Annotated in this window: 10 protein-coding genes and 1 tRNA gene; 4 read left to right on the plus strand and 7 right to left on the minus strand. The window is 66.2% G+C overall.

Annotation, left to right across the window (positions count from 1 at the left end; all coding sequences use genetic code 11):
* Positions 1-56: 56 nt before the first annotated feature.
* Positions 57-141: transfer RNA gene (locus B0G83_RS07410), tRNA-Leu, on the plus strand.
* Positions 142-296: 155 nt separating this feature from the next.
* On the opposite strand, the gene B0G83_RS07415 is transcribed toward B0G83_RS07410, so the two are convergent.
* From B0G83_RS07415 to B0G83_RS07425, 3 genes are all read right to left on the minus strand, one after another.
* Positions 297-2,096: a chloride channel protein gene (locus B0G83_RS07415; RefSeq protein ID WP_105506797.1), complete on the minus strand. Its 1,800-nt coding sequence runs from the start codon at positions 2,094-2,096 to the stop codon at positions 297-299.
* Positions 2,097-2,098: 2 nt separating this feature from the next.
* Positions 2,099-2,515, minus strand: coding sequence for a MarR family winged helix-turn-helix transcriptional regulator (locus tag B0G83_RS07420; RefSeq protein ID WP_105507199.1), 417 nt, complete (start codon positions 2,513-2,515; stop codon positions 2,099-2,101).
* A gap of 87 nt (positions 2,516-2,602) precedes the next feature.
* Entirely contained in the window at positions 2,603-3,769 is a 1,167-nt protein-coding gene (locus B0G83_RS07425; RefSeq protein ID WP_181156745.1) for an HPP family protein, read from the minus strand.
* Positions 3,770-4,045: 276 nt separating this feature from the next.
* Between B0G83_RS07425 and B0G83_RS07430 the strand changes: the two genes are divergently transcribed.
* Positions 4,046-4,363 (plus strand): DUF1840 domain-containing protein, encoded by a 318-nt coding sequence (locus tag B0G83_RS07430; protein ID WP_105506799.1) that lies wholly within the window; start codon positions 4,046-4,048, stop codon positions 4,361-4,363.
* Positions 4,364-4,415: 52 nt separating this feature from the next.
* Positions 4,416-4,826 (plus strand): hypothetical protein, encoded by a 411-nt coding sequence (locus tag B0G83_RS07435; RefSeq protein WP_146120169.1) that lies wholly within the window; start codon positions 4,416-4,418, stop codon positions 4,824-4,826.
* A gap of 52 nt (positions 4,827-4,878) precedes the next feature.
* Here the strand turns inward: B0G83_RS07435 and B0G83_RS38500 are convergent, their stop codons facing one another.
* Positions 4,879-5,037: a hypothetical protein gene (locus tag B0G83_RS38500; protein ID WP_181156747.1), complete on the minus strand. Its 159-nt coding sequence runs from the start codon at positions 5,035-5,037 to the stop codon at positions 4,879-4,881.
* 342 nt (positions 5,038-5,379) lie between these two features.
* Between B0G83_RS38500 and B0G83_RS07445 the strand changes: the two genes are divergently transcribed.
* Positions 5,380-5,889: a universal stress protein gene (locus B0G83_RS07445; protein ID WP_105506802.1), complete on the plus strand. Its 510-nt coding sequence runs from the start codon at positions 5,380-5,382 to the stop codon at positions 5,887-5,889.
* A 53-nt stretch (positions 5,890-5,942) separates the two neighbouring features.
* On the opposite strand, the gene B0G83_RS07450 is transcribed toward B0G83_RS07445, so the two are convergent.
* From B0G83_RS07450 to B0G83_RS07460, 3 genes are all read right to left on the minus strand, one after another.
* Complete coding sequence (locus tag B0G83_RS07450; RefSeq protein WP_105506803.1) at positions 5,943-9,296, minus strand: autotransporter; 3,354 nt, start codon at positions 9,294-9,296, stop codon at positions 5,943-5,945.
* An 81-nt stretch (positions 9,297-9,377) separates the two neighbouring features.
* On the minus strand, positions 9,378-12,605 hold the full coding sequence (locus B0G83_RS07455) for a winged helix-turn-helix domain-containing protein (protein ID WP_105506804.1): 3,228 nt from the start codon (positions 12,603-12,605) through the stop codon (positions 9,378-9,380).
* 199 nt (positions 12,606-12,804) lie between these two features.
* Positions 12,805-13,428: a GNAT family N-acetyltransferase gene (locus tag B0G83_RS07460; RefSeq protein ID WP_105506805.1), complete on the minus strand. Its 624-nt coding sequence runs from the start codon at positions 13,426-13,428 to the stop codon at positions 12,805-12,807.
* Positions 13,429-13,577: the final 149 nt, after the last annotated feature.

Raw genomic sequence — 13,577 nt, forward strand, 5'->3', positions numbered from 1 at the left:
TTGGTGCGCTCGCGAGGCAATGGTAGAATTCGCGTCCACGTAAGATTCAACGCCCTGCCGGGGTGATGAAATTGGTAAACATAGCGGACTTAAAATCCGCCGCCTTACGGCTTGCCGGTTCAAGTCCGGTCCCCGGTACCAGAGGGTTTGTTGCAGCACGCTGTACAACCTGCCCAATATTTTTCTGGAAAAAATAGAGCTAAATCAATAATTTAGCGGGCAGTTTATCTGGCTTCAATGCTGGTTTTATCCTCCCTCCGCTTAGCGCCACGCACAGCCCCCAGCCTTGCCGGCTTTCAGTCGGTTTTTCCAACCGGGGCAAAGCGCCGCTTGCCGCGTGGCGGCGTCAAACGCCGGAAACGTTCCCGCTTATGTTCTTCCTCGAAGTGGCTCAGTGACGGTTTGACCAGATCGCTGCGCGACACGATCCCAACAAGGCGCATGGTCTTCTGGTCGGCGACGACCGGCAGCCGCTCGAGTCCGTGGACCGCCAGTCGCGTGGCGACGAGCCGGCAGGTTTCGGACGGCAGGGCAAAGGCCGGCGGCATCCGATCGAACAGCTGCGCGAGAATCGTGGCCCGTTCGAGCGCGTCGTCTTCGCGACAGAACCGTTCGAGAAATGCCCGGTCGACCATGCCGAGAACCGCGCCCTCGCGTACCACGGGGTAAGCGCGACGCACCTGATTGGCACCGAAGAATTCCTGCAGCGTCGCGCCGACCGTCATGCCGGCGTCGATCGACTCGACCGTGGCCGTCATCACCTCGTCGACGTAGTGACGCTCGAGCGGATCGACGCCGTACTCGCGATAGATGTGATAGCCGCGGCGTGCGATCTTCTCCGTCATGATCGAGCGGCGCATCACCACCGTCGAAAAGCCGTGCGCGACCAGCGTCGCGGTCAATAGCGGCAGCAGCGCATTGCTGTCGTGCGTCAGGCCGAACGCGAACACGATTGCCGTGAGCGGTGCACCGAGCGTTGCGCCCAACGTCGCTGCCATGCAGACGAGCGGCCAGAGGGCAGGCTGATTGCCCGGCAGCCAGTGCGAGAGCACCGTGCCCAACCCCGCGCCGAGCATCAGCAGCGGTGCGAGCACGCCGCCGGACGTGCCGGAACCGAGTGCGACGACCCACATGACGGCTTTCACGGCCAGCAGCAGGAGCGCGATCTGCAATGCAATGTGCTGATGCAGCAGATCGCCGATCACGTCGTAACCGACGCCGAGTGCGCGCGGTTCGAGCCACCCGCCAATACCGACGACAACCCCGCCGAGCGCGGGCCACCACATCCAGTGGATCGGCAGTTTGCCGAACAGGTCTTCAGTCTTGTACAGCGCCGCGGAAAGCCCCGACGCCAACGCGCCCGACAACAACCCGGCGATCACGCAGGACACCAGCGACCAACTGTCCGGTGCGGCTGTTTCGAGAGGAAATAGCGGACCCGTGCCGAAGAACAGGGCGCGGGCGAAACCGGCGACCGCGCAGGCCACCGCCACCGGCAGGAAACTGCGCGGCCGCCATTCGAACAGCAGCAATTCGACCGCCAGCAGCACGGCGGCGACCGGGGTGCCGAACACCGCGGTCATGCCTGCGGCCGCGCCCGCCACCAGCAGCGTCTTGCGTTCCGCCGAGGTCACCTTCACGCATTGCGCGATCAGCGAACCGAGCGCGCCACCGGTCATGATGATCGGACCTTCCGCGCCGAACGGACCGCCGCTGCCGATCACGATACCGGACGACAGCGGCTTGAGCACCGCCACCTTCGGCGACATTTTGCTTTTGCCGAACAGGATCGCTTCGATTGCCTCGGGAATACCATGCCCGCGGATTTTTTCGGAACCATACCGCGCCATCAGGCCGACGATCAGACCGCCGATCACCGGCACGCCAATGACCCAAAGGCCGAGCGTATTAGTGGCGGGCGAACGTTCAACGAACGACAGCGTGCCGAAGAAGAACAGATTGGTGAACAGATGAATCAGATTCAGCAATACAAAGGCGGCCAGCGTGCTCACCACGCCGATACCGGCCGCCAGAGCGAAAATGCCGGGCAGCCGCGCATTGGCCGAAAAGTCGCGCTTGTGGGAATCCATGCTCATGGTTAGTCAAGGTCGATCTGTGGAATCTGGAAAGCGCCCTCGAGCGATTTCAACTCTGCGCGGTGCAATTCCGCGAGCCTGGAAAGGACTCGCTCGCCCGCTTTTTCAAGGTGAACTTCCACCTGGCGCCGATCGCTTTCGCTGACCTGGCGGCGCACCAGACTGAGCGCCTCGCAACGCGACACCAACGCGACGACGCCGTGATGCTGGGACTGCAGCCGCTCCGCCAGTTCGCCGACGGTCGCCCAGTCGCGTTCCGGATAGCCCTTGATATGCAGCAGCAACAGATACTGCAGCGGCGTTATCCCTTCGCTCTGCGCGGCCTGTTCCGAAAACCGTTCGAAGCGCCGCATCTGGTAGCGAAACTCCGACAGTTGCTCGAAGTCGGTTTTTCTCAACCCATTGGCTCGTACTTTCATTGCCTGTCCGTCATTGCGAATAAACGACGAATGTATCACATAATGATACATTCGTCTCGTGGTGCCGAACCGGTGACCAGCGTGTTTTCACGCGATCTGATGTGCCTTGATGAGGGTTTGCTGGTAGAGGCCGGAGATCAGATCCACTTGCGTAATCATGCCGACCATATGTCCCGCGGCGTCGAGCACCGGGATATGGTGGTGGCCATGGTTCGCGAAAATCGGCACGAGGTCGGTGATCGGCGCGGTGGCTTCGATCGTGCGAACTTCGGTCGTCATCACGCCGCCGGCGGTCGGCGCGCGGAGCGCATCGCCTCGAAGCCAGCCGTCGAGGTAGGCGACGAACGGGGTGAATTTGCCGAAAATCCGCTTGTCGACGAGATCGGTCCGCGTCACGATGCCGATCAGGTTGCGCTCGCTGTCGGTAACGGGCAGCGCCTTGACCTTGTTGCGCTTCAGCAGCGCCCACGCGGCCGTCGCTCGCGTGCCGGCGGAAACCGACACCACGTTGCGGGACATGATGTCTTCGCAACGCAGTTCGTTGAAGCTGCGTGAGAAGGCCTGAAGTTCCGTCTCGCGCAGCAGCGATTCGAGGTCGTCAGGGTCGATATCCAGCATCTCGCCGCGCCGCTTCAGAACGGCCTCGAGATCCGCGCGGGTAAAGCCGGCGCGCGACGTTTCGCCGGCCGGGCTGCCGGTCGCGGTGCGAGCCGGCCGCCCGGCGTGCGGGTAGCGGTGGCCGGTGGCGGCATGATAGGCGAGCGCCGCCGCGAGCAACGCGGCCGACTGGATCGCGATCGGCTCAAGGACAAACCGGTAGCCCAGCGCGTGAATGGCGGGGCCGCCCAACACCGCCGTCAATGCGACCGCGCCCGAGGGCGGGTGAACGCAGCGCAGCGCGAACATGCCCCCGATCGAAAGAGCAACCGCCAGCGCAGCCGCCAGAGTCGGGTCGGCGATTGCGCCGGCGCAGGTCACGCCGATCGTAGCGGACACGAGATTGCCCCCAATGATCGACCAGGGTTGCGCCAGCGGACTTGCGGGGACGGCAAACAGCAGGACGGCGGATGCGCCCATGGGCGCGACCAGCAGTGGAATATTCGCCGCCGGGCCCAGCAGCAGAAGCATGGAGCCGCCGGTGAACGCGATGCCGAGCAGCGCGCCAAGGCAGGAACGCGCGCGCTCCTGCCATCTCACGGAGACCGGTGCGGGGATGAAGCTGGCCAGCCAGCGAACAGCGAGGGAGCGGGACACGGTATAGAGCAGGAAAAGGAGGTTGTCGATTGTGCGGGGGCGACATTACCGGGGAACCCCCGGCGACGCGAATACACTCTGGTCATAATTATATGGCAACGTGATATAAAGAGCCGCGTTGACCGGTTGCAGCGCACAGCGGTTGTATCCCTTGTACGTTTCAAATATGTCATGTTGTGATATACAATGAAGGCGGGCAAATCGATTCGCCCGGCAATTCGTGTAGGCATCCGATCGAGTGAACGATTGCCAGGTGCCTTTCACAAGGGAGCCATCATGCTGATTACTTTTCAATCGACGGCGTCGCCTGACGTGGTCATGCTCCGGGACCTCGCGCAGTATTTGCTGGGTCTGATCGGCAAGCGTCTCGCGGATCGCGGCGTCATCATGCACGACGAACTGCCCGGCGCAATTGGACGGCTGGAAGCCGCGATCTCTGACGATGCGACAGCGGAGGCGAGCCACGAAATATTGCACCGCTCGACGCACGATCGTCGCGACTCACGCAACGGGCTTTCGCAACGGGCCTGGCCGTTTCTGGACATGATGCGTGAAGCCCGCAAGAGCGACGCGGACATCATCTGGGGGCTTTAGACGTTCAGTCCGCTTGTCGACGCTTCGCCGCGTACCGTTGAAGGACCGATTGATGAAACGACTTGTGTCGCGGCCGCGCAGCGCGATCATGCTGGCGGCGTGGGTTTTCCCGGTAGTTTGCTGCTCCGCTGCGGCCCGAGCGACCGGCCACGTCGCCGAACCTGCGAGTGTTGTAACCGCATGGGCACGCGATCGGGACGTTTCATTGCAACAGGCCAAACCTGCGCTCGTCCCGTTGGTGCGATCAACCCCGTATTTCGACGACGTCCCGATGACCGTGTTTGGGGTGTATGGCGCAACCGTGCTCGATATGCTGGCGGGTGGCCCATTGGTCCTCGTGAAGTGGCCGGGCGACTGTTGCTCACCGGGCCAGAAGTGGCACACAGGAGGGCTCGCCGAGGGAGCATCCGCCAATCGTCAGAAAGATGGCGCCCATATTTTCTTTCTCTGGCCCAACCTCTAGTGCGACATACGAATCTTTTCGATGTTATACGGCATCGGTCGCGTTGCAGCAGTTAGTGTCCATTCCGGTGCCGGTTCCACCAGTGGCGGCGCACGCCGGCGTGAAGAATGCGCTCCCTGAGGTTCGCGCGAGGCTCGAGAGAGACGACCAGAAGGATCACCATGGCCAGAACACCGGCGGCGACGGCCAACTGCACCAGCAAATCCATCATGACGGGACTCCAATAGCGTTTGTCATGGTTCAGTCGGCGAGGAAATCCGCGACCTCGAACAGAACACCGCACGACACTCGTGTCTCGCTGACCCGTAACAGGGAGGCGGAGCACGTCGAGGATCGCATGCCGCGGCGGTAGCCCACACTCGCTCCCGGAGACCATGAGCGCTTCTCGCACGACACGGATTGGCCTCTCGCATATATATCATGAAGTGATATATAATGAGATCGTGATGAAACGGCCTGGCGGCTATGCATTGGATAGCCCGGTGCATACCGCGCCGTCATTCACGAACACAGACTGTCGCGCTGCCCCAGACGCAGCGCAGGGGGACATGACATGGCGGCCTTCAATCGCATTCTTCTCTGTTACGACGGAACGCGCGAAGGACAGCACGCCCTGAAAGACGGCGCGGCGCTCGCCCAGGAACTGAAGGCGGAGACACACGTACTTTGTGTACTCAACAATTCCGCCTGGGTGCAAGGGGCCGACATTACCTCGGCGATTCCCGTCGATCTCGTCACCGAGTCAGCCAAAAGTCTGCTGGAAGAAGGCTTGAACAAGCTCACCGCGCGCGGAATTCGGGCTATCGGGCACTTCGCGATCGGTGATCCGTTGGATCAGATTCCATTCTTTGCGAACAGGCTGGGGGTCGATATGGTCATCGTCGGACACCGTCGTGCCAGCAGGCTGGCGCGTTGGTGGAGCGGCAGCAGGAACGACGGCCTGTTGCTGGATCGGGTCGGCTGCAGTGTGCTGGTGACCGTGGGGCCGGCGAGCGATGTGCAGGCGGCGGTTGCCGGAACGTCGAGCGTCGACGAGACGTCGCCTTCGATCGAACATTCGTAGCCGGAGAAGCTGAGGTCATGATCCGGGCGGCCATGCTGCCGGCACCGCCCCGGTTACCCATCCAACCGATCCACCAGCGCAAACGGAATACTCTCCGCGAACAATTCGCGGTCACCCGTCGCGCTGGTCTGCGTATTCAACTGCAACGCGAAATTGAACCCCGGACTGCGTGTACTCGTGGTGCGTTCCTTGACCTTCAACTCGATCGGCATCCACGAAGCCGGATCGTTGAGAATCCCGTCCACCTTCGCATTGATCTGCGCGTGCCCCGCAGCCGTCTCCGCCGGCGGCAATTGTTTCGACATTGCCGCCAGCAGATCGAGTTCCTTAGCCGCTCCACGCCTGAGCCGATACCGATGGAAGTAGGTCTGGTTCGGCCGCCGGTTCGCCTTCACATCGCCGAGATGCCGGTCGAGGCGTTCCTCTGCCACCGTGCGCGCCGGCGGTTGCTGCGGCGCCGGCCGGCCGTTCAGTTGCGCGTCCCGACGCTCGGCGTCCTGCTCCGCAAGCGCCTGCTCGGCGAACAGATCGACCCACTGATCGCGGCTCGCGTCGAGCGCGCGCGTATAGGTCTCGGCGCTCGAATACTCGGTGTCGAACAGACACGCGCGATGCATCAGCGCGCCGTTTTCGCGCACGAGTTGCACTTTGGCGAGATGGCTGTCGTCGGCGAACGTCATGCTCGCGGAGGGCGCGTCGAGCGAAACGAGCCCCACGCCCAGGCTCGAATCGTGCGCGCCGACCGATTGGGTGGCACTGAGCGTGCCGCTCAGGCGTCCGATCAGCCGCGAGCCGGCACCTACCCGATGCTGCTCGACTTGCATGCGGCCGCTTTGCTCGTCCGAATCCAGCGTCTGCTTCGCGGTCTTTTCATAGCCGATGCCGAGCGCGGCGCCCGCGCGAAACGGCGAGCCGACCTTCGGTACGCTCACCGACACGCCGAGATCGGCGGATGCACCACGCTTGACGGTGCGCGCCACCGTATCGGTCCAACTGACGGACACGTCGGGATCGTCGAAGTAGTGCTCGGCGAGCCGGTTCCAGGTGCCGCGCGCGCCACCCGAATTCGCGCCGTGCGCCTGGGTCGTTTCGTCGAACACATGATCGATGATGCCTTCGAGTTTCTCGCGCATCGCGCCGTCGTCGTAGCCGGTGCCGTTCTGATTGACGCGGCGCGCCACGCGCAGCGACACGCCGCTCGGTTCGGACAACTCCTGCGAATGCAGCACGGCCTGGGTGGTCAGCCCCGCGCGCACCTGGGTCAGGCCGACGTCGACGTCATAGCCGACCAGCACGCCGACGCCCGCATGCCGCACCTGCGTTCTGGCGGTGCCGACGAACATCTCGACGCCGTGCGTGCCGCGGCTCAATTCGACCACCGCCTCACGCGTTTTCGACGCGCGCAGATCGAGGCGCGGCGCGATCGGCACGGCGCCCGCGTGCAGGACCTTGCTGAGATTCGCCGACAACCCGCGCGTGCTGACGCCGATACGGCTGCCGTCGGTCAGACGCAGCCGCGAACTCGATTGCAGGTCGTGCGCGACGTCCTTGAGCGTTTGCCGGACCGCGCCGGCGCTCTCCGCGTCGGCCGCCGGCGTGGGCGGGCGCGCCCGATCTTTCAGCGACGACACCTGGGTCCAGAACGGCGAATCGGCGGGCACCTTCGCCACCTTGCCCCATGACGCGAGCCGCTCCAGATTGAACGGCTGTTTCGCGATCGATTTGAACGGCTTGCCGCGCGCGAGCGTGTGCGGGTCGGTGTTGGCCCAGCGCGTGGTCTCGGTGCGCAGACGGTCGAGCGTGGCGGGCGAACCGACGTCGCGTGGCTGCAGTTCCGCGCACAACTGCCGCGCGCGCTCGGTGACCTGATGCAACTGGGCGGCGTCGAGCCGGCCGTTCGGAAAGCCGCCTGATTCGAGCCAGACATGCAGCGCGGCGAGCTCGGCGATCGACTGCTCCGGACGCGCGTGCGACAGCGCCGCCGCCGCGCGCATTTCCGGGCGCTCGCACAACGGCGCCAAGGCCTGGCGCATGCCGTCTTCCAGTCGGGCCTGTTCGGCGGCGACGGTCTTGCGCGGCACGCCTTGCGTGCCGAAGCGCAGCGCCGACAGCGGCGAACTGCGTTTGCCGACGAGCCGTGGGAAAAAACTCTTCCAGCGGTTTTCGCCGACCCGGTCGATGGTCTTCGCGGAAAACTTGTTCAAACGCTCGCGAGCCTGCGACAGATCGCTGCCGCGTCCGTCTTCGCGGAAGTTTTGACGCCACGCGAAGAACGCGCCTTTCTGATCGGCGTTCAACGCGCCGCGCCCTTGCGTGGTCAGCGTCGCTGCCGCGTCGTAGGCTTGCCAGGCGAGCGGGGTGTCGCCGACAGGCGTGCCCGCGGCAGGCGCGACGCGGGCGGCGACCGACGCGGGCGCCGGATCCTGCGCGGGGCCCGCCCCGTGCAGCGGCGGATCGAGCGCGTCGGCGGCTTGCAGCATCATGCGTTGCGCGAGCTGGGTCGACGCGGTGCCAGGCGGCGGCGGGCCGTGATGACGCAACTGGTTGAGCGCGTCGAAACCGGCGTCGGTGCGCGCCAGCGTGCGCGCGACCTGCCATGCGCCGGCTTCGGCCGGCGTGCTCGAACGGGCGGTGTGCATCTGCGCGAAGTCGAGCTGTTCGAGTGCATCGAGCACGTCGTTGGCGCTGCGCGCGTCGCCGATCGTCGCGCCGTGCAGGGCCTGGGCGACGAGCGCGCCGCGGCTCGCCGGCAACGCGGCGTCGGGGCCGCCTAACGCGTTCAGTCGATGCGCGAGGGTGGCCTGCGAGAGCAGATCGTTGGCCGGGGCGGGGAGTTGATGGCCGACGTACTCGCGCAAGGCGGCTTCGCCGGCCATGGCGTCGAGCGGGATCGTCGAGGCGGGTTGTTCGTGTGCGGCGGCGGGAGCGGCGTTGCGCGCAGCCGCCGCGACGGACGGAGCCGAAGCAGGCGGCGCCGAAGAGGCCGCTGTTGCAAAAGCAGAAGCCCCCGAAGCCCCCGAAGCGCGCGCCGTCTTCCCAAGCGCCTGACGCCCCTGCCGCTCGCTCCTCGCCAGCGGCGTGGCGGCCACCGTCGACCCTGCCACCGGTTTAGCCGGATACCGCTCGCCATCGGCGGTGAAATCCGCTGGCGCGAACGGCTTGCCGTGCCGGTTTGCTTGCGACAGCGCGGTGCTGACATCGAACTTGCTTGCCCGGAGTCGCGCACCGGTTCGCGTCAGGCTATTGCCGAGCCGGCCCAGCAGGGTATCGTCGACCAGCGGCCGCGCTTGTGGCGCACCGGCGGGCGTCGCGGCGGGTGCTTCGCCGGGCTGATGAGCCGGCGCCGCGGCTGCTTCGGTTTCCGGCGTGCGGGGCACGCGCGGCGGTACGGCATGGATGTCGGACATGGCGAGTGGCGTTCAACGAGCGGCAGTTGAACCCACGGTATGCAGCGCGTATGACACCCCCGCGCAGCGGGCGAAGCAACGTCACCGCACGCGAAGCAGCCCCACGCCGGCCGATGCCTCCAGCGCTTCGAGATCGACGCGGATACGCAGCGCCAGCCGTTGCGCGCCATGCTGCCGCGCCCGTTGCAGCGCGCGTTCGAGCAGCGGTCGCACGGTGCCCGGATCGTCGCCGCCGCGCAAACGCACCATGGCTTCCAGACGCAACAACTCCGGCACGTACCAGAGCTCGCCGGTTCGCTCGCTGCGTGTCACGGCATCGCGCAACGTTGCACCGAGCGACGCCGCGAGTTCCGGCGCGCCGTCCAGCGCGACACGCGGCAACAGCGTCGCGATGAAGGCGATGTCGGGCACCTGCACGCGTTCGCGCGCGATGCGTTTCGCCGCGCCGCCGATCAGCCGCCGCGCGGCTTCCTCGTCGCCGCGCCGGGCATCGAGCCAGAGCTGGAAATCGAGACCGACGCGCAGCCACCGTTTGACGCCCGCCGCGCGCGCCCGCGTCACGAGTGCCGCGGCGCAGGACTCGGTGAGCGCGATGTCGTCGTCGAGTGCGGCGAGCGCGCAGGCGAGGCTAAGCGCGATGCAGCACGCGAGCGGTTCGCTCTCGTCGGCGGGATCGCGAATCGTCACGCGCAGCGGCGCGGCCGTCTGCGGTTCGCCGACCAGCCACAGCGTCACGGCGTGAATCGCCCGCGCCACGAGATGCAGCGAGAGCCCGTAACTGGTGGCGACGGCATTGGCCTCGCGGTTCATCTCTTCGTCGACGCCGTCGGCTTCGTCAGTGAGTCCGATCACCGGCGCGAGCAGACGGAGCGCGGTGTCGAAATCGCCGCCATACGCCGTAACGATGCCTTCGATCCGCCGTGCGTTGATGCTCACCACCGGACTGCGCGCGACGGGCGCAATCTCGCTGAACTGGCCGGACAGCCACCGGCAATGCTTGATCTCGCCGACGTCGAGCGCGCACATCACGAGGCAGAACAGCGCGCGCAGCCGGTACGGCGTATCGGCGCAGATGTTGGCGAGTTCGTAGGTGCGCTGCCAGCTCTCGACGATCTCCGCCGACGCGCGGCGTTTGAGCATCAGCGCCCGCGCGAGCACGGCGCGCAGCCGCATTTCGTCGCGGATGCGCCGCATCGACACGCTGTCCACCCGCGCCAGCACCGCCCGCACCCAGCCGATGTATTCGTCGACCAGCGCGAGCGCCGCCCAGATCGGGGCCGTGTTGTCGAGCAGCTCGGTGCACAACTCCACTTTGTCCACGGAGACGGCCCATTCCAGCGCGGCGCGCAACGCGTCGATATCGTAGCGGCTGTGCGCCGTGGCCATGGCGACGCCCGCACCGAACCGGCGCGCCATATCGCGAGCGACGAACTGCGCATGATGCAGGCCCGCCTCGGCGCTTTCGCGATTGCGCTCCAGCGCGTCGAGCGCGAAACGACGCACGGCGGGCGGCAGGCGCAGTCGCAAGGTGCCGTCGCAATCGACCGCATTCACGAGCCCGGCGTCCATCAACGTATGCAGCTGGTGTTCCAGTTGCCGTCCCTCGGGCGGTTCGAGACCGTAATCGCTGCCGAACGCGCTGAGCATTTCGTAGGCGGCGTCGTGCGAAAACGCCGTGGCGAAAATGCCGAGCCGGCGCAGCATCGTGCGAGTCGGCGCTTCGAGCGCGGCGTACGACAGATCGAGCATCACGTGGACGATCGCCGCGCGCGGCAGCACGATGCGGCGGCCGCCGCCGCGATGGGTCATGACCGTGTCGAGTTCGCGCGCGAACGCGACGATGGCGTCTTCCGGCGCCATGCCGCTGCGCACCTGACCGGCGATGGTCGCCGCCGCCAGTTCGAGCGCGAACGGCACGCCGTCCACACGCCGGCAAATCAGCGCCGCGGCCGCGAAGGTGGCCGGCGCGAGCTGGCTCACGTCGGCCAGCGGCGCCTGCGAAGCCGCCGCTTTCAGACAGTGCGCAAGCCGGGTGAACAGGAGCCGCAACGCGTCGTAGTCGAGCGTGGCGGGCGTTTCGTCGGTCTGTTCGGGCGGCACGCGCAACGCGGCCACCGGCACCGCCGCTTCGCCGCCGATGAACAGCGGCGATTCGCATGTCGCAATCACGTGCAAGCCGGTGGTGTTCGCGACCAGCGTATCGATCAGGGCCGCCGCCGCTTCGCTCAGATGGTCGCAGTGATCGACGATCAGCAGCAGGCGCCGCTCGCCGATCTGCGCGGCCAGATTGGCCGAGGTGGTCTGGTCGCCGGTGGGCTCCAGGCCGAGCGCCGCACCGATCGCGTTGGCCACGCGATCGGGTTGCGCGAGCGAAACCAGCGCCGCGCAGAAATCGCCGTCGGGAAATTGCGGGCCGAGGTGGCTCGCGGCTTCGATGGCCAGACGCGTTTTACCGACGCCGGAAGCACCCGTCAGCGTCACGATGCGGCGCGTGGGCACCAGCGCGAGCAATTCCGACAACTCGGCATGACGGCCGATGAACGGCGACGGATCGATGCTTTGCGAACGCAGCGAGGCGCTCGCGCTGGTCGGCATCAGCGCGGGAAACGCGGGTAAGGTCGACGCGCTGGAAGCGGCCGACGCGGCGGTGAGGCGCGATGCCAGCGGGGCGTCCCACGCCGCGGCGGGAGCGGACGTGGACCGCGCGCCGGACGGGATACCGAGTTGCGCGCCGAACGGCGAACCGGGTTGTGCGCCGGATGGCGTGCCGAATTGCGCACCGAACTGGGCACCGTAGGAGAAGCCCGACGACGAGCCCGATCGGGTCGCGCCAAACGTTGCGCCATACGTGGACGCCGAGCTCGACGCGAGCGTGGCGGTAGCCGACGGGCCGGCCGTTTCACTCGCCGCAAACGAGTTGGCGAGCGAGGCCGCAATGCTGCCCGCATTCGCCGCGGCGAGATCGAGTCCGGCATCGGGCGTGTCGAGCACGCGGATTTCACCCGCGAAGCGATAGCCGCGACCGGCGACGGTGACGATCAGATCTCGCGCGTCGTCGAGCGCGCGGCGGATCGCGGAAATTTGCGCCTGCACCGTGTTCGCGTCGATCGTGCTGCCCGGCCAGACGAGTTCGCGCAACTCGGCGGTCGACACCACGCGGCCGCGGGCGTCGAGCAAGGCCGCGAGCATGGCGAACGAGCGGCCGCCCAGTTCGATGACGGCGCCGTCGGATATCAGCAGGCCCACGTCGCGTGCGAGCCAGAATCGCGAAAAAGCGATGACCTGACCAGTGAGCCGCGGTAGCGACATGATGGGTCTCCGGCGTAGTAGTGTTTCGGTCCACCGGCGAGGGGGTCTCGCAAGGCATGCGTATCGAATCGCCGCCGTGCGGCCATGCCGTGCGGCCTTTCGTCAGACCTTTGTATTATCGCCTGATAAGTGAACAATTGCCTGCATTGCGAACACTTCTTCGAATTCACGGCGGTGTCGTTCGCCTCGTCGTGCCGCGTCAGGCATCTTCGAGGCTCCATTGCATGGTGTTGCGCAGCCATGCGGCGCCTTCGCTTGCCGGTTCCGGCGGCACGGGTGCCGGTCGCGTCAGGGCGAACAGATAACTGTCGGCCGCGACGAGGCTGCGATTCGGGCGAGGTTCGTGGTTGGTCAGCAAGGCTTCCTTGACGAAGCCGAGCCGCTCCATCGAACTGTGCGCCGCGCCGTCCACCGCGCAGCACGCGAAGACGCGGTACACGCCGGGCTGTTCGATCAGCCAGTCGATCAATTCCTGCAGCGCCAGCACGCCGGCCCGGCGTCGCCGCGCGCCACCGTGACGGCTGATGATGACGCCGAGTTCGACGCGCGGCAGCGTCGGCTTCAATTCGATCAGCGCGGTCAGGCGGCCGGTTTCCTTGCATTCGAGCGTGTAGCGAATCAGGCTGCCGTCGTCCCAGCCGCGCAGCGCCTCGGCGATGAAGCCCTCCGTCTGGCTCACGCCAGTCTGACGCAACACCGGCAGATCGCGCATCGTGTCGGCGTCGCCGAGCATCTGGTCGAACAGGGCGGGGGCGTCGGCGGGGGTCAGCGGACGCAGCCGCAGAAGCGGCGTGTCGATGCTATCGAGCGGGATGAGGCGCATGAGTCGGACTCCGATTGAGCGACGAGTCCGTGCAGTGTGCCGCTGCCGTGTGACTCGTACACGACCGGCCGCGAACCGGCGTCAAGAGTTGCGAACACCGGGGCGCTCGCGGAGGCGTTGCCGGCGCCGCCTGGCGCTTCGCATCCGCG

This window comes from Paraburkholderia sp. BL21I4N1 (assembly GCF_002973525.1).
Taxonomy (GTDB): domain Bacteria; phylum Pseudomonadota; class Gammaproteobacteria; order Burkholderiales; family Burkholderiaceae; genus Paraburkholderia.

Coding starts and splice junctions, on each gene's coding strand:
- B0G83_RS07415 (WP_105506797.1), bottom strand. CDS start 2,096: ATGAGCATGGATTCCCACAAGCGCGACTTTTCGGCCAATGCGCGGCTG.
- B0G83_RS07420 (WP_105507199.1), bottom strand. CDS start 2,515: ATGAAAGTACGAGCCAATGGGTTGAGAAAAACCGACTTCGAGCAACTG.
- B0G83_RS07430 (WP_105506799.1), top strand. CDS start 4,046: ATGCTGATTACTTTTCAATCGACGGCGTCGCCTGACGTGGTCATGCTC.
- B0G83_RS07435 (WP_146120169.1), top strand. CDS start 4,416: ATGAAACGACTTGTGTCGCGGCCGCGCAGCGCGATCATGCTGGCGGCG.
- B0G83_RS38500 (WP_181156747.1), bottom strand. CDS start 5,037: ATGATGGATTTGCTGGTGCAGTTGGCCGTCGCCGCCGGTGTTCTGGCC.
- B0G83_RS07445 (WP_105506802.1), top strand. CDS start 5,380: ATGGCGGCCTTCAATCGCATTCTTCTCTGTTACGACGGAACGCGCGAA.
- B0G83_RS07450 (WP_105506803.1), bottom strand. CDS start 9,296: ATGTCCGACATCCATGCCGTACCGCCGCGCGTGCCCCGCACGCCGGAA.
- B0G83_RS07455 (WP_105506804.1), bottom strand. CDS start 12,605: ATGTCGCTACCGCGGCTCACTGGTCAGGTCATCGCTTTTTCGCGATTC.
- B0G83_RS07460 (WP_105506805.1), bottom strand. CDS start 13,428: ATGCGCCTCATCCCGCTCGATAGCATCGACACGCCGCTTCTGCGGCTG.